This window comes from Streptomyces sp. NPDC047081 (assembly GCF_040643775.1).
In the GTDB taxonomy this organism is placed as follows: Bacteria; Actinomycetota; Actinomycetes; order Streptomycetales; family Streptomycetaceae; genus Streptomyces.
Window position 1 is genome coordinate 122,220 of record NZ_JBEYUY010000014.1, and the last position, 20,851, is coordinate 143,070.

Genomic DNA, 20,851 nt, shown 5'->3' on the forward strand with positions numbered 1-20,851 from the left:
TCGACAAACGATCCATCACAGCACCACCCCCAACAGCCGCCGCTCGTCAGCCCACTCCGGCGCCTCCTCCACCACCGCGCTGACCTCGACGAGCGTCACCTCATGCCTCGCCAGCGTCAGATCCAGCACGACCCGCCCACCCTCCACGGGCACCCGCTCATGCCGACGCCCCGGCTCCGCCGCCTCATGCAGTACGTCGAGCTGGCCCGGACGCGGGGACCGCGGGCTACCCATCCGCCGCCAAGCCGTACGTGCGTTCCCGTGCTCCTCGTCCACGGTCGACCGCCGAACGAAGGCCTCCCCCGCCCGCACCGGCACGGACACCCGCACCACATGCCCTTCCGGCCCCGGCGTCGCACCGCTCGCGTCGACCGGCGCCCAGGCCAGCACAGTCACCCGCCCATCCGGATGCCGCGTCACCAGATGATCGTCGCCGCGCGCCAGCCGCTCCTCCCCCATCCGCGCCAGAAACGCGTACAGGTGATACGTCGGCTTCTTCACCTGCCGATGCGTGAGCAACCCGAAGCCGCCGTGGAAGAGCGACGTCGGCACGCCCGCCTCCTCGAACATGTCGCTGAAGGTCCAGTAGGAGAAGGAGTCGGCGTGGTCACCGCCCGCGGCCAGCACCGGCGCCAGGTAGGCCGCATGGAAGGCCGTGTCATGGATGGGATTGTCGGGCCGGTACGAGGAGTTGAACTCCGTTATATGCACAGGGAGTTCGGCCAACCGCGTGCCCTTCAACCGCTCTCGCGGCGACGCGAACTGGGTCAGCAGATCCGTCGCCGGCGCCAGCGTCTGGCGGACCCCGAACGGGACGTGCTGGGCCGGTCCCGAGCTGTACGCGTGCTTGGACACGAAGTCGACCGGCACGTCACGCCGGTCCGCGAACTCGGCGAAACGGTCCAGCCACTCGTCCGCACCGGGCGAGATCGCCGGCCCGCCGACCTGCAGCTCCGCGTCGACCTCCTTCACGGCGTGCGCGGTCACCTCGTACAGCCGGTGGTACGCCGGCTCGTCCGCGCCCTGCCAGAAGTCGCGGAGGTTGGGCTCGTTCCACACCTCGATCGGCCAGGTGCGCACCTCGTCGTGGCCGTAGCGGTCGACCAGGTGGGAGACGGTGGCCCGCACCAGCTCGGCCCACTCCTTGTGCGAGCGGGGCGGTGTGACGTTGCCGCGCCACCAGAACACGGTCTGGTCGCCCGACGCCAACTCGCCTGGCATGAAGCCGAGTTCGAGGAAGGGCCGGATGCCGAGCTCCAGGTAGGCGTCGATGACCTGGTCTACGTAGGTGAAGGAGTGCCGGACTCTGCGCTCGCCCCGCCACTCGTACGGCCGGTACACGCCCATGCCGTCGCAGAGCAGTCCGTGCCCCCGGATGTAGCGGAACCCGATCTCGCGTTGCAGCAGGGCGAGGGAGTCCTGGTAGTCGCGGCGCAGGGCGAGTTCGACACGGCCGGTGCCGACGCAGTGGCGCCAGGCGTCGGGGAAGCGGCTCCCCGCCCCCTCGGCACTCACCCGTTCTCCTTCTTGAAGCGCTCGTACGCCTTGTTGTGCAGGTCGACGAGTTGCTGCATGTTCTTCGCCTTCAACTCGGCGACGTGCTGGTCCCATTCGGACATAGGGCGCTTGCCGAGGACGAACTGGAGGGTGTTCTGGATGGCGGCGTCCTTCAGTGGGGTGTCCCAGAGGGTCGCCTGTTCCTGTTCGGAGGACTGGAGGGGGTGGGCCGGGTCGACGGGCAGTTCCTTGCGCTGGGACATGGCGTCCTGGAACTTCTTCTCGTCCGGGCTGAAGTTGGAGGAGACCAGCTCCCAGCTGCCGCCGTAGGTGAAGACGCCGTTGAAGAAGCCGTAGTCCTTCTGCAGGTCCTTCGGGGCGTCGGGGTCGGAGCCCATGAGGGAGATCCCGGGCTTCAGCGTGTACTTGCCGCCGGACTCGGTGTAAGTGACGCCCTCCACACCCCACTTGCAGAACTTCTGACCGTCGTCCGAGTACCAGAGCCAGTCCACGAACTGCATCATCGCGACGAAGTCGGAACTCTTGAGGGCCTTGCTGGAGACCATGACGCCGTTCTCCAGCCGGATGCCACTCAGCAGCACCGGGCCCGCCGGGCCGAGCGGCACCGGGACCATCTCGATGGTCGCGCCCTTGACCTGCTTGTTCAGGTTGTAGCGGTAGTTCTGCACCAGCTCCTGCGGGTTGGCGCTGATGACGTACGACTTCTCCGCGAGCAGCTTCTGCACGGCCTGGTCGTCCTGCTGGGTGAAGCTCTCGGGGTCGAGGAGTTTCTCGGCGACGAGCCCGCGCAGGTACTCGATCATCTGCCGGTAGGCGTCCTGGGTGGCGGTGAAGACGAACTTCTTCGCCTGGGTGTCGAAGCTGAGGTTGTCGTAGGCCCAGCCGGCCTTCACGCCGTACGCCTGGCCGAGGTACTGGAACAACGCCCCGCACGGGAAGGGGGTGTTGGTGCTCCAGCGGTCGGTCCAGGGGTACTTGCCCGGGTACTCCTGCTTGAGGGCCGTGAGGACGTCGTGAACCTCGTCCCAGGTGGTCGGCAGGCTCAGCCCGTGCTTGTCGAGGACGTCGGTGCGGAAGGACAGCGAGTAGCCGGACCTGGGCTTCTCGTGCAGGCCGGGCAGGAGGTAGTACTTGCCGTCGGACTGGCGGATGGAGTCGAGCTCGGGTTCGAGCTTCCATCTCTTCACCTTGTCCTGGAAGTTGGGCATCAGGTGCACGTACTCGCTGACCGGGAGGATCGCGCCGGAGGAGACGAAGGCGACCTCGGAGGGGTGGTACGTCTTGGGGATCAGGAAGGGGGCGTCGCCCGCGCCGATGAGGACGCTGCGCTTCTTCTCGTAGTCGGCGAGGGGCACGTCGACGGGCTTGATGGTCACGCCGGTGCGCTTGGTGACCTCCTTCCAGAACAGCCAGCCGGTCTTCAGGGGGTAGACCGGGTTGTCGTTGTGGAGCATCGAGAAGGACAGCGCCTTGGTCGCCTTGAACTGCTGTCCGGCGCGGTACTCCTTCATCGCGCCGTTCTGCTTCTTGGAGAGGTCCTTGCCGTCCCCTCCGTCGTCGCCGCTGCCGCAGCCGGTGAGGGTGGCGAGACCGATGAAGCCGGCGGCGGCCAGGATCTGACGCCGTGACAGCTCTCCTGCGTTCTTCACGGGAACTCCCTTGTTCCGTAGGTGAGTTGCTGGTGAGTTGCTGGGATCAGCCCTTGACCGCGCCGAGCATCACGCCCGAGACGAAGTAGCGCTGGACGAACGGGTACACGCAGAGGATCGGCAGGGCGGTGAGGACGATGGCGACGGACTGGATGGTCGCCCCGACCTGGCTGAGCTGCTCGGTGGTGGCGCCCGCGTTTCCGCCGCCGGTGGCGCCCGCGATGAGGTTGCGCAGATAGACCGTGACCGGCATCAGATCGCTGCTGTCCATGTACAGGAAGGCGCTGAACCAGGAGTTCCAGAAGGACACCGAGTAGAAGAGCACCATCGTCGCGACGACCGCCTTGGACAGCGGCAGCACGATCCTGAGCAGGATGCCGTACGTGCTCAGGCCGTCGATCTGCGCGGCCTCCTCCAGCTCGGTCGGCAGGCTCTCGAAGAAGGCTTTCATCACCAGCAGGTTGAAGACGCTGATGGCGTTCGGGAGGGCGATCGCCCACACGGTGTTCTTCAGGCCGAGGCTGGTGACGAGGACGTAGTTGGGGATCAGTCCGCCGGTGAAGAACATGGTGAAGACGGCGACGCCGATGAGCGTGGTGCGCCCCCTGAGGTGCTTCTTCGACAGGACGTAGGCGTAACAGGTCGTCAGAACCATGGCCACGGCGGTCGATACGACGGTGTAGAAGACGGTGTTGCCGTAGTTCCGCCAGAACATCGAGTCGTGGAAGACGATGTCGTACGTGGTGAGGCTGAACCCCTTGGGCCACAGCGTCACTTCACCGGCCCGCACCTGTCGCTCCCCGCTGAAGGAGCGCGCCACGATGTTGACGAACGGGTACAGCGTCACCAGCACCACGAGGGTGAGGACGACCCCGTTGACGCCCTGGAAGACCCGGTAGGAGCGGCTCGGCCTCACCACAGGCTCGTCCCCACCGTGCGGCGCGAGAGCTGGTTGGCCGAGGTGATCAGGACCAGCCCGATGACCGCCTCGAACAGCCCGATGGCGGCGGCGTAACTGAAGCTGCTGGACTCGACTCCCGCCCGGTACACGTAAGTTGAGATGACGTCAGCCGTCGGATAGGTCAGCGGGTTGTAGAGCAGCAGGACCTTCTCGAAGCCGACGGCCATGAAGGTGCCGACGTTGAGGATCAGCAGCGTGATCATGGTGGGCCGGATGCCGGGCAGGGTGACGTGCCAGATCTGCTGCCAGCGGCCCGCGCCGTCGATGCGCGCGGCCTCGTACAGGTCCTCGTCGATCGTGGTGAGCGCGGCGAGGTAGAGGATCGTGCCCCAGCCCGCGGTCTGCCAGATCTCGGAGCCGACGTAGATCGTGCGGAACCACTCGGGTTCCTGGATGAAGCGGATCGGGTCGTGCCCGAACCAGCCGAGGGCGTGGTTGACCGGGCCGTCGGTGGCGAGCATCTGCAGGGTGAGGCCGGCGACGATCACGATCGACAGGAAGTGCGGAAGGTACGACACCGACTGCACGAACCGCTTGAGCGAACGCCGGCGCACCTCGTTGAGCAGCAGGGCGAGCACGATCGGGATCGGGAAGCAGAAGACGAGGGTGAGCCCGCCGAGCCAGAGGGTGTTGCGGAACACCTGCCAGAAGGTGGGGTCGGTGAGGAACATGCGCACATAGCGCAGGCCCACCCACTCCTCGCCGAACATCGAGCCGCCCGGCTCGAAGCGGCGGAAGGCGATCACATTGCCGATCATCGGCAGATAGCGGAAGACCAGGAAGAACAGCAGCGGCAGCACGGCCAGCGAGTACAGCTGCCAGTCCCTGCGCAGCGTCCGCCGCCAGCCGCTGCGCGGGGCCGGACGGGCGAGGGGCGGCGGTGGGTCCTGGGTGCCGGGCGGAGGGGCCGACCTGGTGGTGGTGCTCATGCTCGGTCCTCCCTGGGGGCGGAGAAGTGGCCGAAACTTTCGAGCGCTTACCGGTAACTTCGCGGCAACTTAGAGGCAGCGAGAAAGCGCTGTCAATGGGTCGCGCAGGAGATACCTGAGGCGCGAGTGGGGTAGAACCGGGGGACCAAGTCCCGCTCCACTCCGCAAGTTTCACTGCTTCGACCGACTCATGCGAGGTGTCCTGTGCCCGCCTTCGACCTGCCGATCAGGGAGCTGGAGCAGTACCGGCCCGATGTCCAGGAGCCCCCGGACTTCGACGAGTTCTGGCGCGACACGCTCAAGGAGGCTGCGCAGGCTGAGGAGTTGGCGGCGATGACCCCGGTGCGGACCGGACTACGGCTGACCGACACCTGGGACGTGACCTTCCGCGGCTTCGCCGGAGATCCGGTGCGCGCCTGGTACAGCAGGCCCGCCGGGGTGCGCGAGCGGCTCCCCGCGGTCGTCGAGTACGCCGGTTACGGCCGCGGACGCGGACTTCCGCACGAGCGGCTGACCTGGGTGAACGCCGGGTACGCGCATCTGCTGATGGACAACCGCGGCCAGGGCGACCAGTACGGCAACGGCGGCGCGACCCCCGACCCGCACGCCTCGGCGCCGGGCGGCCCGGGCCCCGCGGCACGGGGCCTGCCGGCGCCCCGCGACTACCACTTCCGGCGCTTGATCACGGACGCGGTGCGCGCGGTGACGGCGGTGCGCGCACTGCCCGGCGTGGACGGGGAGCGCGTCGCCGCCGTCGGCAACAGCCAGGGCGGCGGACTCGCCCTGGCCGTCGCGGGGTTGGTGCCGGACCTGGCGGCGGCCGCGGTCACCGCGCCCTTCCTGTGCGGTATCCGGCGCGCCCTGGACCTCACGGATGCGAGCCCGTACGGCGAGATCAGCGCGTACCTCGCGGTGCACCGGGGCGAGGAGGCGGCCGTCTACCGCACGCTGTCGTACATGGAGGGCATCTCCTTCGCCCGGCGCGCCGCCGCCCCGGTCCACTTCGGGGTGGGCCTGCGGGACACCGTGTGCCCGCCGAGCGGGGCGTACGCGGCCTGCAACCGCTATGCGGAACTGAGCGGCGTGGACCCCCGCAAGGAGATCCACGCCTACCCCTTCAACGGCCACGAGGGCGGCGACGCGGTGCACGTGCGCCGCCAACTGGACTGGCTGGCCGAGGTGTTGGAGCTCAGCCCGTCGCGAGGGTGAACACGTGCAGGTCCGTGTTCCGCGGCAGCTTCAGACTCGCGATCACCTTGCCGTCCGGTGCGGCGAAGGGCTTGGTAGCGAAGACGTACGTGGCCACCGGGTCCTTGTCCGCCCCGGCGACGTTCCGGTACGCGGTCTTGGCGACGACCTCGTTGCCGTACTGGACGGTGCCGCCGCCTCCGCCGACGGTCCAGTCGGTGAAGGAGAGGTCGATCGTGTCGGTGCTGCCGTCGGTGTAGGTGACGGTGGCGTTGGTCTGCTGGTTGCCGTTGACGGCGCTGCCGATGAAGGACAACTTGCCTGCGGGAGAAACGAGTTGGACGGTCTGCCCGTCGGCCGAGACGTTGTCGGGGCGGCCGCTCGGCGAGTCGGGCCAGCTGAAGCTCAGCCCGTCGACCGTGCCCTGGCCGCCCGGGGTGAGACCGGCGGCGGCGAGGGCCTGACGGGAGTAGCTCCAGCCGCCGCCGTCGTAGTCGGCCTCGTCGTGCTCGCCCTGGTCGTCCGAGACGCCGGTGTTGTTGTAGGCGGCGAGGAGGGTGCCGGGGGCGGCGACGGTCAGGGCGACGGGCTGCTCGTAGGAGGTGTCACCGGAGGTCACCGTGACCTTCGCGTCGTAGAACCCCTGCTTGACGTCCTTGGCCGCGCTGAGTGTGATCTCCTGCGAGCCGTCAACCACCGTCCCTTCGGCGGGAGTTGGGGTGACGCCGTCCGGCGTCTCGACCTTGAAGCGGACCTCGGGCCCGGCTCCGCCGCTCATCGACAGCGCGCGGATGCCCACCTTCGTGCTCGCGCCGGGCTCGATGGTCGCCGTGGTCGGCCCGACACCGATCTGGTACGGCTGCTCGCCCTGGCGGAAGGAGGGCGGGGCGTCGGCGGGGTCGCTGCCCCAGGTCTTGTCGGGCGTAGCGGAGAGCGTGTAGTCGAGGCGGCCGCCGTCCCGCACGAGGGATGCCGGCAGCCAAGGGCGGGCGCTGGTACGGCCGTTGACCTTCAGGGAGGTGATGTACGGGGCGTCGGCGGCGGCACCGGTCGCGTGGATGGAGATGTCGTTGCCGTTCGGGCGGTCGATCTCGATGCGCGGGAACAGCGGTGAGGCGAGGGCGAGTTCGGCGCGGGAGGGGACCTGCGGGTACATGCCGAGGGAGGAGAAGACGTACCAGGAGGACATCGCGCCGAGGTCGTCGTTGCCGGGGATGCCACCGGGCTCGGTCGACCAGAGCTGCTTCATGGCGGCCCGGACGGTCTCCTGCGCCTTGTAGGGGGCGCCCGCGTAGTCGTACAGGTAGGGCACGTTGATCGAGGGCTCGTTGTCCAGCTCGGACTTGTCACCGCCGCTGCCGGTGAAGGCCCAGCTCCCGTCGGCGTCGTGGAAGAAGGAGTCGAGGCGGGTGAGTGCCTTGTCCGTGCCGCCCATCGCGGCGAAGAGTCCGGCCGGGTTGTGCTGGACCATCCAGGTGTACTGGGCGGCCGTACCCTCGACGAATCCGTTGCCCGTGGCCGGGGTGAAGCCGGTGACCCAGCTGCCGTCGGCCTTGCGGTTGGCGATGTAGCCGCCGGTGGGGTCGGCGGCGATGTTGAAGTTGTTCTGCCACCACTGGGCGCGCTTGGCGAAGGTCGCCGCGGTGTCCTTCTCCCCTGCCGCGGTGGCGAGTTGGGAGAGGGAGAAGTCGGCGCCGGACATCTCCAGGGTCTCGGCCGCGCCGCCCCAGGCGTTGGAGACGGACGGCATGTAGTGGAGCTTCAAGTACTTGTCGAGGGAAGGCCGTTGACCGACGGAGAGCACCGGCTTGCCGGCGGAGGACAGGTCCTGGGCCGTGGGCACGTTGGCCGCCTTGACGAGCGAGTCCAGTGCGCCGTGCAGATCGAAGTCCGTGCCGCCGAAGGCGCGGATGCCGGCCAGGGCGGTCGGCGACGGGTCGCCGTTCATGACGTGGGTGCCGCTCGCACCGTGCAGCCAGCGGTCCCAGATCCCGCCGTTCTGCTGGGCGAGTTCGTACAGGGACTGGGCGATGTCGGACCCGGTGCGCGGGTTGAGCAGGGTCAGCAGCTGCACCTGGTCCCGGTAGACGTCCCAGCCGGAGAAGGTCCCGTACTGGGCCTGGTGGCCGCGCGCGACCGAGTGGACCTTGCCGTCGCTGCCGCGGTATCTGCGGTCGACGTCGCTGATGACGTTCGGGTGCAGGAGGGAGTGGTACAGCGCGGTGTAGAAGGTGGTGCGCTCGGCGTCGGTGCCGCCGCCGACACGGATGGCGCCGAGCCGGTCGCGCCAGGCCCGCCCGGCGGCCTCTCGCACGGCGTCGAAGGAGCGGGACGACGGGTTCTCGGCCGCGAGGTTGGCGGCGGCGCCGGCCTGACTGACGTACGAGATACCGACCTTGACGTTGACCGGGCCGTCGCCGGGCGCGAACTCGACGTAGCCGCCGGCGCCCTTGCCTGCGACGGGCCGCCCGCCGCTGGAGAAGCCACCCGTGCCGCCGGAGGCTTCCTTCGACCCGGGGCTCAGCTTGTCGTCCTGCCAGGTGCCGATGGACTTGAAGGCGCGGTCGAAACGGGCGGTGAAGTAGACGGTGTAGTAGGGGCGTTGGCCCTCGGGGTCCAGGTATCCGCAGAAGTCGCCGGACGTGACAGACCCCGAGACGGTCCGCGTCGCCGGATCGATGGCGACGGTCGAATCGGCCGAGCCCACCTCGGAGTTGGCGGTGCGGATGAGGAGGGAGGCGGGCTTGTCGGCCGGGTAGGTGAAGCGGGCGGAACCGGTACGGGGCGTCGCGGTGAGATCCGCGGTCACCCCGGACGCGAGGCCGACCTTGTAGTGGCCGGGCTCGGCGGTCTCGTCGGCGTGGCTGAAGTCGGAGGCGTAGACGGCGTCCTTGGTGTCGCTCGCGGGCGAGGAGGTGACCTCACCGGCGTACGGGAAGAACGGGATGTCGCCACTGCCGCCCGCGCAACCGGTGCCGGACATGTGGGTGAGGCTGAAGCCGCGGATGCGGGTGGCGTCGTACAGATAACCGCCGGGCGCGGCGGTGCGGGTGGCGTCGCCTCTGGTGTTCTCCGGGCTCCAGGAGAGCATGCCGAAGGGGGTCACGGCGCCCGGGAAGACATTGCCGCCGTTCTTGGTGCCGATGAGCGGGTCGACGTACGACGTCGGGTCCTTGACCAGCTCGGGAGGTGCGGTCGTCGCCGCGAGGGCGGGGGTGGCGCCGCCGACCGCGAGAGCGGCGGCAAGCAGCAGGGATGTAGGACGGAAACGCATGACGCGGCCCCTCCTCCTTCGGACGGGTCGCGCACCACAGGTCGCACAAGCCGCAGGGACAGTAGCGTGTGTCAGCGGTACCACGGAAGGGTGCGTACGGGGGTGGGGGCGCGCGGGGCGGCCACCCGGACGGGTCGGCACGGGCCGATACCGCTGGGCATTGCGTGGCCGAAACGGATCGTGCAGGCCAACTGGATTGACATCGTTGTCCGTTGAGGCGGTAGAGTCATGTGTAGACCAATTCGACAACGTTGTCGCACCACAGCGTCGCCACAAGCCCGCACCATCCGGACAGGTACTCCCCCGGCCTGCCCGGCTCGCGGACCCGGTGGACTGCACACCACCACCGGGTCCGCCCTGAGCGGCGGTCAGCCGACCTGGCAGGGCAGGGTCGTTGCCGTGTCACCGCCGTCGCCCGAGACGACGTATCCGAACGTCGTGCTCTGGCCGGGGCTCAGTGAGCCGTTCCAGTCGGCGTTGTGGACCATGACGTCCTGGCCGTTGTAGGTGGGGTTGCCGTTCCAGAGGCTGTTGACCTTCTGGCCGGTGGGCAGGGTCCAGTCGACCATCCAGCCGAGCATGGGGACGTCGCCGGTGTTGGTGACGGTCACCTCGGACTGGTAGCCGCCGGTCCAACTGCCCGTGGTCTTACGGGTGGCGGAGCAGGTGCCCGGGACGGGGTCGGTGGGGTTGCCCGGGTCGTGGATGCCCGTCACTTCACCGTTGCCGCCGTCGAACACGACGTCGGAGCAGGAGTAGAAGGTCTCGGCGCTGTCCGAGCGCTGCCAGACCATGTAGATGATGTGGCGCCCCGACTTGTCGGCCGGGAGCTTGCCGGTCCAGGAGTAGTTGGCCTCGACCGTGCCCGGGGTGCCGTTGAGCGGCGGGTGGTCGACCGTGAGGAACGGAGTGTCCTCCATGTCGTCCCAGGTGAGGGTCTTGGTCGGGTCGAAGCCGTCCTTGGTGATGTAGACGTAGAACCAACCCGGGTGCGCGGCCCAGGCGTTGTAGGAGAAGTCGACGGTCGCACCCGAGGTGAGGTGGGTCAACGGCCAGTCGTTGCGGGGGAGGTTGAAGCCGGTGAAGTTGGGGTTGCCGCCGCTGCAGAGTTCGCCGTCGGGGACGAAGCCGCGGGTGCGGCCGGCGCCGTCGGAGCGCAGTACGGAGAACCAGTTGTAGAACGGCGTTGTGCCGCTGACCTGTTGGGCCGCCTTGCAGGCGGGGTTGACGGGTTTGATCTCGCCGGTGTCGGTGAGCCCGTCCTGCCAGCAGAGGAAGGTGCGGCTGCCGGGCTTCATCGGGGTGCCGTGGGCTTCCGCCTTGGCGCCCGCCGTGACGACGAGGGCGAAGGCGGGGATGGTGGCGAGGAGCGAGACCAGGACGAGGAAGAGGGTTCTGGTGGTTAATCGGCGCGCCGGTCGGCGCGTGCGTGTCAGGACCATGACAGATGGATTCCTTCGGTACGGCCGTGCGGATGCGGGTGAAGGTGCGGGTGCTTGTGTGTGCGGTTGTGGATTCAGGTTCGGGGTGCGGATGTGGGCGGGGCGGGAGTGCCGTGAGGGGGCGGCGGGTTCCGGTCCGCCGCTCCTTATGGGAGCGCTCCCACCCTGCCTTCTGCGGAAGGTAGCGGCATGAGGGTCACTTGTAAACTCCCCGGTCCACCGGATACGTCGCCTGAAAGGCCAGCCTCTTCTCCGCGTCGTCGGCGATGGTCGTGAGCAGGTCGTCGAAGGTCAGGAACTCCTCCCAGGCCGTCCTTCCGGTCGCCGTCGCGAGCCGTGCGACCACCAGGTCCTCCAGTTCCTGGACCCGTTTGCCCTTCCAGATCTTGTCGGCGACGGAGACGAGGAGGTCTTCGAGGCCGTTGTCCGGGTGGGTCCACTCCGCGTGGGTCGCGGCGAAGCGGGCCAGCTCGGGGGCGATGCCCCGGGCCAGCAGCAGGTCGCGGCCGGCGGGTTCATGGGCTGAGCCGGGGCCGGAGAGTTCGGCGGGGTGGGCCGTCTTGCCGATGTCGTGCGTGGCGGCGCCGAACAGTACGGCGTCGTGGTCGAGTTGGAGTGACGGGTGCTCGTGTGTCATCCAGTCCAGCAGCTGCTGCGCCACGTCGTGGACCAGGCGGAGGTGGGCCGCCAGGCGGGGTGGAGCCTCCAAGTCACGGAGGAGGCGGGCGACTTGGGTGGGGAGGGGGCGGAGGGGCGGGGCGCAGGGGTCGTGGAGGGCGCGGTGGAGGGGGTCGGGGGTCGTCACGGGGTCAGGGTAGGGCGGTTGAGGGGCACCCCTCCCGCACCCATCCAAGGAGTACCCTGAACGCGGTGGTTCCGGCCGCCTCCGGGTCCGCGGGCAGGGCTGCAAGCTCATCGGTGTACGGCGATGCGATCGGCCAACGGTCTTTCCTGCCCGACGTCGCGGACCCGCGGGCGTGAGGAAGGACTACGGTGTCCGATCACTCCCGTTCCCTGCCCGACCACCCCAGCCTCCGGTATCTGAAGATCGAGGCCAAACGCCGCCTGCGCACAGGCGAGTTCGGCTCCCTGGACGAGGCACAGCTGGCGATCGCCCGCGAGCACGGGCACCCCAGCTGGGCGGCGCTCAAGCGCGTCGTCGAGAGCACCAACCCCCCGCAGCGGCACGCGAGCCGGCAGTTGCGCTGGATCGCCGCACGGTTCGCGGACGCCGGCGCACCCACCTGGCACGCGCCCTCCGAGAGCGAGCTGCGTGAGCACTTCCACGAGCAGCTCCTCGAAGCGATGCCGCCGGATGAGCTGCTGCCGAGGCTCAGGTCCCTCGCGCCGCGTCTGCACCGCGGCCCCGTTCTCGTCGAGGACACGGCCACCCATGCCCTGGCCCGGCTCGAATCCGAGGATCTGGGCGCGGTCGCCCAGCTGCAGGCGGTCGTCGAACCCGTCCCGCCGCACCGGCTGGTGGGGCTGCGCGTATACCCCACGGCGAAGGTCGAGGATCCGCGGCTGACCGCACCGGCCAACCGAACCGAGGGCCGGGTGCCCGCGGTCGCCTCGGAGCTGGCCGCCCGCGCCTTCGCCGAACTCGGGCTGCCCGGGCTGGCCTTGGCGGGAGCCGACGCCCGGGACGGAGTCTGGGCCCTCGCGCGCGGCTGGGCCGCCCTCGAACCGCTCGTACCGCTGACGAACCGGCACCGTTTCCCGGCCGGCTCCGTCACCACGCTGGTGACGGCGACCGCGGTGCTGCGTCTGGTCGCCGACGGCCGGGTCGGCCTCGACGACCCCGCCAACCGGCATCTGAGCACCGTCCGACTCGCCGATTCCGCCGTCACCGTCCGGGAGTTGCTCAGCCACACCGGTGGTGTGGTCATGCCGGACCGGCCGCCGACCGACCGCGAGGCCGACTCCGTACCGGACCCCCGCGACCTGTTCGGGCCCGTCATCCCCTGCGCCGGGCAGCGCGGGCGTCACGTCCACAGTGACTGGGGGTACGTCGCTCTCGGACTGCTCGTCGAGAACCTGACCGGGTCGCCCTGTCCGCAGGCGGTCGCCGACCTCGTGCTGCGTCCGTTGGGCATGGACGACTCGTTCGTCCCCACCGAGCGGCCCTCCGCTTTCGGCGCGGAGGCCGTGGTCACCGGGTACGTCGCCTCGGGGGACGACGGCAGCCTCCGTTCCTGGCCGGAACGGGTGAGCACCGTGCCCGCCGCGAGCGGTCTGTGGACGACGGCGTCCGACCTGGCCCGTTTCGGACTCGGCTGGCACGCCCTCCTCCCCGACGAGCTGGCCCGGCAGGCGCTCACCCCGCAGGCGGACCTTCCCGGCGGCAGCCATGCGGGCCTCGGCTGGCTGCTGGACCGGACCGGAGACATCGCGGGGCACGAGGGGCATCTCCCCGGCGCCTCGGCCTCGCTGGTCCTGCGTGTCCGCGACCGGCGGGTCCACGTGGCCCTGGCCAATCGGAGCGTTCCCGTGGAACCGGTCAACGGCCGCATCCTGCGCGCCCTCGGCTGAGCCGACGCGGGGTCCGATCACGATGATTCACGGGCGGACCCCGCTTCGCCGCTCAGAGAATGGCGGCCCTGGGTGACGCCGACGTCTCCACCATCGGGCTCACGGGCGGCAGCACCGGGGTGTCCTGCGCCGCAGGCAGTTCGACGGTGAACTCCGTGCGCCCCGGTTCGCTCTGTACGTCGATCCGGCCGCCGTGTGCCCCGACGATCGCCGCCACGATCGCCAGCCCCAGCCCCGAGCCGCCCTCGCTGCCGGCCGTCCGGGCCCGGGAGGCGTCCGCGCGGGTGAAGCGTTCGAAGACCTTCGGCAGCAACTCCCCCGGGATGCCCGGCCCGTCGTCCCGGACCCGGACCACGCAGCGCTCCCCCGTCGTCTCCACCTCGGCCACCACCTTCGTGCCGGCAGGCGTGTGCATGCGTGCGTTGGCCAGCAGGTTGGCCACCACCTGGTGGAGGCGGGACTCGTCGCCGGTGACCAGGGCAGGGGTGTCGTCCAGGTGCAGGGCCAGGTGCCATTCGTGGCCGCCGCCCGCCGCCCGGGCGTCCCAGACCGCCTCGGCGACCACCGCCGCGAGGTCGACCTCGCCGGAGTCCAGCGGGCGGCCCTCGTCCAGGCGGGCCAGCAGGAGCAGGTCCTCCACCAGGCCCGTCATACGGGCCGACTCAGCCGAGACGCGGCGCCAGGCCAGGACCGGTTCGATGCGGTCGGTGCCGCGGTTCATGAGTTCCGCGTAGCCCGCGATCGAGGCGAGCGGGGTGCGCAGTTCGTGGCTCGCGTCCGCCAGGAAGCGGCGCATGCGTTCCTCGCTGTGGCGCACCTGCTCCTCGCTGCGCTGGCGTTCCGCGAGCGCGGACTCCACGTGGTCGATCATCCGGTTCAGCGCGGCGCCCACCTGCCCGGCCTCGCTGCCGGGGTCGGTGTCCCGCGCGGGGACGCGGGTGAGGCCGGTGACCTCGCCGCGGTCCAGCGGGGCCCGGGAGACCTCGACCGCGGTGGCGGCGACCCGGCCGAGGGGGCGCAGCTGCCGTCGTATCACCACGGCGCAGACGACACCCGCGATCGTCAGGCCGGCCAGCGCCACGCCCGCCTCCACCATGGCCAGGCCGCTGATCATGCGCTGGACGTCGTCCATCGGGAGGCCGGTCAGGACGCGGATGCCGTTGGAGTCGAGGGCGGTGACGCGGTAGGTGCCGAGGTCGGGGACGGTGACCGTGTGCTTGGACCCGTCGGTCGCGATGCCCTTGAGGGGGGCGCGCTGGGCGGTGGTCAGGTTCTGCGGCGGGGCGTCCTCGCTGACCACCGCCGCGGAGACGACCGAGCCGTCCTCGCCGAGGCGGGCGGCGAGCAGGCCGACCGGCTGGCCGGTCTCCATGAGGAAGGACAGGTTGGCCGTGTCGTCGGGGTGGAGGCCGGCTCCGCCCAGGCTGCGCTGGCTCGCGTTGGCGACCCTGCCGTCCAGGTCGCCCATCAGATAGGCGCGTTGGACCACTCCGGTGACACCGGCCATCGTCGCGCAGACGACGGCGAGCGTGACGCCGACGAAGAGCAACAGGCGGGTGCGCAGGGAGCGTCCGCCCATCCGGGGGCTCATCTGCCGTCCCCCGTCGGTCTGATGGCGTAGCCCATGCCGCGCACGGTGTGGATCATCGGCGCCCGGCCGCGGTCGATCTTGCGGCGCAGGCTGGAGATGTAGACCTCGACGAGGTTGCCGCCGCCGTCGAAGGAGCTGGACCAGACGTGGTCGAGGATCTGGGCCTTGCTCAGCACCTGGCGCGGGTGGTGCAGGAGCAGGCTGAGCAGGTCGAACTCCTTGGCGGTGAGCTGGACCGGCGTACCGGCGCGGTGCACCTCGCGGGTCTCCTCGGTCAGTACGAGGTCGCCGAGGACGTGTACGGACTCCTCGGCCCGCCTCTTCTCGGTGCCGGCCCGGCGCAGCAGTGCGCGCAGCCGCAGCACGACCTCCTCCAGGGAGAAGGGCTTGGTGACGTAGTCGTCGGCGCCGTTGTCGAGGCCGTCGATGCGGTGTTCCAGGGCGTCGCGGGCGGTGAGCATGAGGACCGGCAGCTTCGGGTTCTCGTACCGCAGCCGGCGCAGTACCTGGATGCCGTCCAGGTCGGGCAGCATGCCGTCGAGCACGACCGCGTGCGGGGCGCAGCCGCGGGCGATGCGCAGCGCGCTGTGGCCGTCGGCGGCCGGGTAGGGCCGCCAGCCCGCCTCGGTGACGGCGACGGAGAGCAGCTCGGTGAGCGCGGGCTCGTCGTCGACGATGAGCACGCGGACTCGGTCGCCGCGGGACACGGAGGTGCCAGACATGTCTCGATACTGTCCCGGTTGCCTGGGGGAACCCTGTGTTCCACCTGAGCCGCAGCCGTGTGACCTGGCATCTGCTGTCCGTCGGCATCCTGCCGACGGGGTGTGGGGTCCGCCAACCGCCCTGGCCGAAGGGGGCATTGGCACGCCCCGGCCACAGGAATCCCTTGAGCCGCTTTCCGCGCGGCACTCACCCTGATCACAGGCTTCCGCTCACAGGGGCCGGAAGCGTCCTCAGCGTTCAGGGGAGGAACTCCACTCATGCGAAGACTCCATGTCCTCTGTGCCGTGGCAGGGGCGGCCGGGCTGCTCGCGGGCGCGGTCGTGCCCGCTGCGGCCGGTCCCGCGTCCGCGGCCGGCGGGCAGGGCGCCACGAGCGCACAGAGTGTCGGCGCGACGGGCGCCGCGACCGCGGCGGCCGGCCCGACGCACACGCAGACCGTCACCCTCATCACCGGCGACACCGTCGCACTCACCACCGGGGCGGACGGCAAGAACGCCGTCGACGTCCGGCGCGGGGACGGCCGCGAGGCCGTCACGTTCCTGTCCAGCGAGCAGAACGGCGAGGTCAGCGTCATCCCCTCGGACGCGATCCCGCTGCTCCAGGCGGGCCGCCTCGACCCGGCCCTGTTCAACGTCAGTGAGCTGGTGAAGCAGGGCTACGCGGACGCGAAGACCGGCAGCACCCCGGTGATCGCGACGTACGAGAAGGGCAGCGAGACCCCCGAAGGCGCGCGCCGGACGCTCGCGTTGCCGGGGATCGACGGCGCCGCGCTGACCGCGAGGAAGTCGACCGCCTTCTGGGCGGACATCGCGCCGCCCGTGGGCACCGCACCCACCACGAAGGCCGCGAAGCAGCTGGGCGACGGTATCGAGAAGGTCTGGCTCGACGCCAAGGTGAAGGTGTCGCTCGACCAGAGCGTGCCGCAGATCGGCGCCCCCGAGGTGTGGCAGGCGGGCTACGACGGCACCGGCGTCAAGGTCGCGGTCCTGGACACGGGCGTGGACCTGAACCATCCGGACCTCGCCGGGAAGATCGCGGACTCGCAGAGTTTCGTGCCGGACCAGACCGTGCAGGACGGCCACGGCCACGGCACCCATGTGGCCGACACGATCGTCGGTTCGGGCGCGGCCTCGGACGGCAAGTACAAGGGCGTGGCGCCGGGCGCGCAGCTGCTGGTCGGCAAGGTCCTCGACAACACCGGTCAGGGCCAGGAGTCCTGGATCATCTCCGGCATGGAGTGGGCGGCGAACTCGGGCGCGAAGATCGTCTCCATGTCCCTGGGCGGTACGGCCACGGGTCCCTCGGACGCGCTGAGCGAGACCGTCGACGAGCTGTCCGCCGACACGGGCACCCTCTTCGTGATCGCGGCGGGCAACTCGGGCCCGTTCAACGAGACCATCGGCACGCCGGGCATCGCGGACTCGGCCCTGACCGTCGGCGCGGTCGACAAGTCCGACAACCTGGCCTCGTTCTCCAGCCGCGGCCCACGCCTGGGCGACTACGGGGTCAAGCCGGAGATCACCGCGCCGGGCGTGAACATCACGGCGGCCCGCGCGGCCGGCACCACCATGGGCACCCCGGTCGACGACCACTACACGACGGCGAGCGGTACGTCGATGGCGACCCCGCATGTCGCGGGCGCGGCAGCGCTGGTCGCCGAGGCGCACCCGGACTGGACGGGCGCGCAGATCAAGGCGGACCTGGCGAGCACGGCGAAGACGATGACCGCCGCCACGCCCTTCCAGCAGGGCGACGGCAGGGTCGACGCCGTACGGGCGGTGGAGCAGGGCGTGTTCGCGACCCCGACGCTGAGCTTCGGCAAGTACGAGGACGGTGACAACGGTGTCGTCACCAAGGACATCACGTACACCAACACCACCGACAAGGCGGTGGAGTTGAAGGTCTCGTCGAGCCTCGCGGACCTCACACTCGGCGCCGGTACCGTGACCGTGCCCGCGCAGGGCACCGCCACGCTTCCGGTCAGTGTGGACCCGGCGGCACTGGCCTCCGGCAGCTACACGGGTTACGTCACCGCGACCGCCGACGGCGTCCAGACCACCACGGGCGTCGGCTTCGAGAAGACGCCGAAGATGTACGACCTGAAGGTGTCGCTGGTGAACCGGGAGGGCGGGCCGTCCACCGGGGCCTCGCTCTTCAGCCTCCAGGAACTGGGCGGCGCCTACCCCAACACGTACGGCTATCTGGGCTCCGGCTGGACCTTCCAGGTGCCCGCCGGCACCTACTCCCTCGCGTCCTGGATCCCGGACCTCGACGCGGGCGGGCTGGCCGTCGGCACCTCGGTGGTCGGCAACCCCGAGATCAAGGTCGACGGGGACACCGAGGTCGTGCTCGACGCCCGCAAGGCCGTGGAGATCAAGCCGAAGACGAAGGAGGACTCCGAGTTCCAGGGCTTCACCACGAGCTGGCATCGCGAAGGGCCGGGCAGCACCTGGGGGCTGACGTACAGTCAGGGTTTCTGGACCGACCACATCTATGTGGCGCCGACCCAGAAGGTGACCCAGGGGACCCTGGAGTTCTCCGCCAAGTTCCGCCTGTACGCGAAGGAGCTGACGGCAAGCGTCACGAGCCCGCAGAAGATCTCGCTGTCGTCCTTGTACTACTCGCAGACCTACGACGGCCTCCCGCTGAAGATCAGTGGTGAGCACACCGTGCAGGCGGTGGACGCGGGCGGCGGTACCGCTGCCGACTTCGCGGGGCTCGACGTCCGGGGCAAGGTCGCGGTGGTCGGGGTCGGAGCGACGGACCGGGCGCAGGAGGCCCTGGACAACGCGACCAAGGCCGGCGCGGGGTACCTCATCGTGTACCGCAAGACCCCCGGTTTCTGGATCGAGGCCGTGGACCACGCGACCACGGTTCCGGTGATGATCGCCACCGGCGAGCAGGGCGCCGAGCTCGCCGCCCTGCTGAAGACCGGCAAGAAGGTCACGCTGAAGCTGGGCGGCACAGCGGTCAGTCCCTACGTCTACAACCTGCTCGCGGCGCAGAGCGGTTCCATCTCGGCGGACCAGACGTACCGCCTGGACGGCTCCGACACGGCGAAGCTGACCGCCCGTTACTACGGGGCCACGTCCGGCGCGTACGGCATGGACTCCCTGTACACGTACCGCCCCTGGCAGATCTTCAGCATCGAGGTCCCCGACGACGTTCCGCTCGGCACCCAGCGCACCGAGTACTACTACGCCGACCCGGACACCCGCACCTGGCACACCGTCTATCCCGACGCGGCGGCGCTCAAGGGCGAGTGGAGCCCGCTGCGGACCTACGACAAGGCCGGCGTCCAGCCCTCCGAGGACTGGCTGCGCCAGGTCGTCCGCCCCGGCAGCAGCGCGGCGTACGGGCTCTCCCAGCGCACCGGCGACAAACTCACCTTCCTGATACCGGAGTTGAACGACGCGATGCCGGGCCACTACGGCTCCGTCGACGGCCTCCGGAGCACCGCGCAGGGCGCGCTGTACCGGGACGGGCAACTGGTCGGCCCCTCCGCGCTCGGCGGCTACGGCACCTTCACCGTACCGGCGGACCAGGCGTCGTACCGCTTCGTCCTGGACGCGCAGCGCACCGCCGACCCGGCCGCGTACTCGACGAGCACGCACACCGAGTGGACCTTCGGCTCGGCGCACACCAACGCCGCGACGCCACTGCCGCTGCTCAGCCTCGGCATCGCCCCGAAGGGACTCGATCTCCTCAACCGGGCCGACGGCAAACGGGAGTTGGAGGTCGGGCTGTCGGTCGCGGATCAGTCGGGGAGCGTCAAGGCGGCCGGTCTGAAGGCCTGGGTCTCCTACGACGAGGGCACCTCGTGGAAGGAAGTGCCGGTCGCTCACGGCGAGGCGCGGTTCAAGCCGGCGAAGGGCGCGCGGACCGTGTCGCTGCGCGTGCGGGCCACCGACCGGGCCGACGACGGGATCGACCAGACCGTACTGCGGGCGTTCGGCCTGAAGTGAGCGAAGATCCGCAGGAGTTGTAAGGGTTCTTAACAAAGAACCTCTACCGTGGCGAGCCATGGTGAACACGGCACAAGATCCTGCACAACAGACCCCTGCTGCGAGCCCCTGGGCCGCGGTGGGGGTCTCCGCCTTCGACGAGCTGGTGTACCGGTCCGTTCTCCATCAGCCCGACGCCGGCGCGGCCGGCTGGGCGCTGCTGACCGGGGCGACCCCGGCCCGGCTGCGCGAGGCCTGTGACCGGTTGCTCACCCTCGGACTGCTCCAACCGCCGGACTCCATGGGCGGGTTACGGGCGGTCGATCCGCGGGTGGCGATCCGCGCGCTGATCCGGCGGCGCGAGACGGAGTCCGAGCTGCTCGCCGCCACCGCCGAGGAGATGGCCACCGCGTACGAGGCCGGGCTGCTGCGCGAGGAGCCGTCCCGGCTGATCGAGGTGGCCTCCGGGGAGGGCGCCATCGCGGCCCGGCTGGAGGAGATGTACGCCCGCGCCGAGCACGAGGTGTGCCTGTTCGACACCCCGCCCTATCTCGCCCCGCCCGCATCGCAGTTGCACTCCCAGGCCGATCTGCTCAGGCGCGGGATCGTCTCCCGCGGTATCTACGCGGCGAGCGGCCTGGAGGATCCGGACGTCCTGTCCCGCACCTGGAAGATGGTCGAACTCGGCGAGCAGGCCCGGGTGTTGCCGTCCGTGCCCCTCAAGCTGCTGGTGGTCGACGGCCGCCGGGCGATGCTCCCGCTGACCTCGTCCGAGGCGGGCGGCTACTGCGCCGTCGTCGTCTGGCACTCGGCGGTCACCGAGGCCCTGCAGAAGCTCTTCGAGCTGGCCTGGCAGCAGGCGACCCCGCTCGGCCGGCCCGAGGGGAACGGTGAACTCACCGAGGACGAGCAGACGTTGACGCGGCTGCTGGCGGCCGGGATGAAGGACGAGGCGGTGGCCCGCCATCTGGGGGTGAGTCTGCGCACGCTGCGGCGGCGGGTGAGCGACCTCCAGGAACGGCTCGGGGCGGCGAGCCGGTTCCAGCTCGGGCTGCGGGTCGCCCAGCGCGGCTGGCTGTAGCGCGACGGCACGGGGCCGC

General features: G+C 70.2%; 13 protein-coding genes. 4 read left to right on the plus strand and 9 right to left on the minus strand.

Annotated features, from left to right (window positions below; genetic code table 11):
- Positions 1 to 15: 15 nt before the first annotated feature.
- The 4 genes from ABZ848_RS26365 to ABZ848_RS26380 are packed head-to-tail and all read right to left on the minus strand — an operon-like array spanning position 16 to position 5,057.
- Positions 16 to 1,515, minus strand: a complete 1,500-nt coding sequence (locus tag ABZ848_RS26365; protein ID WP_360835799.1) for a xylan 1,4-beta-xylosidase — start codon at positions 1,513 to 1,515, stop codon at positions 16 to 18.
- Positions 1,512 to 3,167 (minus strand): extracellular solute-binding protein, encoded by a 1,656-nt coding sequence (locus tag ABZ848_RS26370; protein ID WP_360835800.1) that lies wholly within the window; start codon positions 3,165 to 3,167, stop codon positions 1,512 to 1,514. Before ABZ848_RS26370 ends, ABZ848_RS26365 begins: the two co-directional genes overlap by 4 nt.
- Positions 3,168 to 3,213: 46 nt before the next feature.
- The gene (locus tag ABZ848_RS26375; RefSeq protein ID WP_360835801.1) at positions 3,214 to 4,086 is read right to left on the minus strand and encodes a carbohydrate ABC transporter permease; all 873 of its coding nucleotides are present in this window, start codon (positions 4,084 to 4,086) and stop codon (positions 3,214 to 3,216) included.
- On the minus strand, positions 4,080 to 5,057 hold the full coding sequence (locus ABZ848_RS26380; RefSeq protein ID WP_360835802.1) for an ABC transporter permease subunit: 978 nt from the start codon (positions 5,055 to 5,057) through the stop codon (positions 4,080 to 4,082). Before ABZ848_RS26380 ends, ABZ848_RS26375 begins: the two co-directional genes overlap by 7 nt.
- A 204-nt stretch (positions 5,058 to 5,261) precedes the next feature.
- Between ABZ848_RS26380 and ABZ848_RS26385 the strand changes: the two genes are divergently transcribed.
- Entirely contained in the window at positions 5,262 to 6,266 is a 1,005-nt protein-coding gene (locus ABZ848_RS26385; protein ID WP_360835803.1) for an acetylxylan esterase, read from the plus strand.
- Here ABZ848_RS26385 and ABZ848_RS26390 read toward each other — a convergent pair.
- The 3 genes from ABZ848_RS26390 to ABZ848_RS26400 all read right to left on the minus strand — a co-directional run bounded on the left by ABZ848_RS26390 (position 6,247) and on the right by ABZ848_RS26400 (position 11,766).
- Positions 6,247 to 9,519 (minus strand): GH92 family glycosyl hydrolase, encoded by a 3,273-nt coding sequence (locus tag ABZ848_RS26390; RefSeq protein WP_360835804.1) that lies wholly within the window; start codon positions 9,517 to 9,519, stop codon positions 6,247 to 6,249. The two genes, ABZ848_RS26385 and ABZ848_RS26390, sit on opposite strands and share 20 nt — an antisense overlap.
- 368 nt (positions 9,520 to 9,887) lie before the next feature.
- Positions 9,888 to 10,961 (minus strand): lytic polysaccharide monooxygenase, encoded by a 1,074-nt coding sequence (locus ABZ848_RS26395; RefSeq protein ID WP_360835805.1) that lies wholly within the window; start codon positions 10,959 to 10,961, stop codon positions 9,888 to 9,890.
- Between the two features lie 196 nt (positions 10,962 to 11,157).
- Entirely contained in the window at positions 11,158 to 11,766 is a 609-nt protein-coding gene (locus ABZ848_RS26400) for an HD domain-containing protein (RefSeq protein WP_360835806.1), read from the minus strand.
- 188 nt (positions 11,767 to 11,954) lie between these two features.
- Between ABZ848_RS26400 and ABZ848_RS26405 the strand changes: the two genes are divergently transcribed.
- The gene (locus tag ABZ848_RS26405) at positions 11,955 to 13,493 is read left to right on the plus strand and encodes a serine hydrolase domain-containing protein (protein ID WP_360835807.1); all 1,539 of its coding nucleotides are present in this window, start codon (positions 11,955 to 11,957) and stop codon (positions 13,491 to 13,493) included.
- Between the two features lie 52 nt (positions 13,494 to 13,545).
- On the opposite strand, the gene ABZ848_RS26410 is transcribed toward ABZ848_RS26405, so the two are convergent.
- Both ABZ848_RS26410 and ABZ848_RS26415 read right to left on the minus strand, forming a co-directional pair.
- Positions 13,546 to 15,084 (minus strand): ATP-binding protein, encoded by a 1,539-nt coding sequence (locus tag ABZ848_RS26410; protein WP_360835808.1) that lies wholly within the window; start codon positions 15,082 to 15,084, stop codon positions 13,546 to 13,548.
- A complete protein-coding gene (locus ABZ848_RS26415) occupies positions 15,081 to 15,806 on the minus strand; it encodes a response regulator transcription factor (RefSeq protein ID WP_360835809.1) in 726 nt (241 codons plus the stop codon). The genes ABZ848_RS26410 and ABZ848_RS26415 overlap by 4 nt, the downstream gene beginning before the upstream one ends.
- Before the next feature lie 258 nt (positions 15,807 to 16,064).
- Between ABZ848_RS26415 and ABZ848_RS26420 the strand changes: the two genes are divergently transcribed.
- Positions 16,065 to 19,772 (plus strand): S8 family serine peptidase, encoded by a 3,708-nt coding sequence (locus ABZ848_RS26420; protein ID WP_360835810.1) that lies wholly within the window; start codon positions 16,065 to 16,067, stop codon positions 19,770 to 19,772.
- Positions 19,773 to 19,830: 58 nt separating this feature from the next.
- Positions 19,831 to 20,832: a helix-turn-helix transcriptional regulator gene (locus ABZ848_RS26425; RefSeq protein WP_360835811.1), complete on the plus strand. Its 1,002-nt coding sequence runs from the start codon at positions 19,831 to 19,833 to the stop codon at positions 20,830 to 20,832.
- The last annotated feature ends 19 nt before the right edge of the window (positions 20,833 to 20,851 follow it).

What these genes read in the sequence shown, in the direction of transcription:
- ABZ848_RS26380 (WP_360835802.1), bottom strand. Translation starts at nt 5,057, where the DNA reads ATGAGCACCACCACCAGGTCGGCCCCTCCGCCCGGCACCCAGGACCCA.
- ABZ848_RS26390 (WP_360835804.1), bottom strand. Translation starts at nt 9,519, where the DNA reads ATGCGTTTCCGTCCTACATCCCTGCTGCTTGCCGCCGCTCTCGCGGTC.
- ABZ848_RS26395 (WP_360835805.1), bottom strand. Translation starts at nt 10,961, where the DNA reads ATGGTCCTGACACGCACGCGCCGACCGGCGCGCCGATTAACCACCAGA.
- ABZ848_RS26410 (WP_360835808.1), bottom strand. Translation starts at nt 15,084, where the DNA reads ATGAGCCCCCGGATGGGCGGACGCTCCCTGCGCACCCGCCTGTTGCTC.
- ABZ848_RS26415 (WP_360835809.1), bottom strand. Translation starts at nt 15,806, where the DNA reads ATGTCTGGCACCTCCGTGTCCCGCGGCGACCGAGTCCGCGTGCTCATC.
- ABZ848_RS26420 (WP_360835810.1), top strand. Translation starts at nt 16,065, where the DNA reads ATGCGAAGACTCCATGTCCTCTGTGCCGTGGCAGGGGCGGCCGGGCTG.
- ABZ848_RS26425 (WP_360835811.1), top strand. Translation starts at nt 19,831, where the DNA reads ATGGTGAACACGGCACAAGATCCTGCACAACAGACCCCTGCTGCGAGC.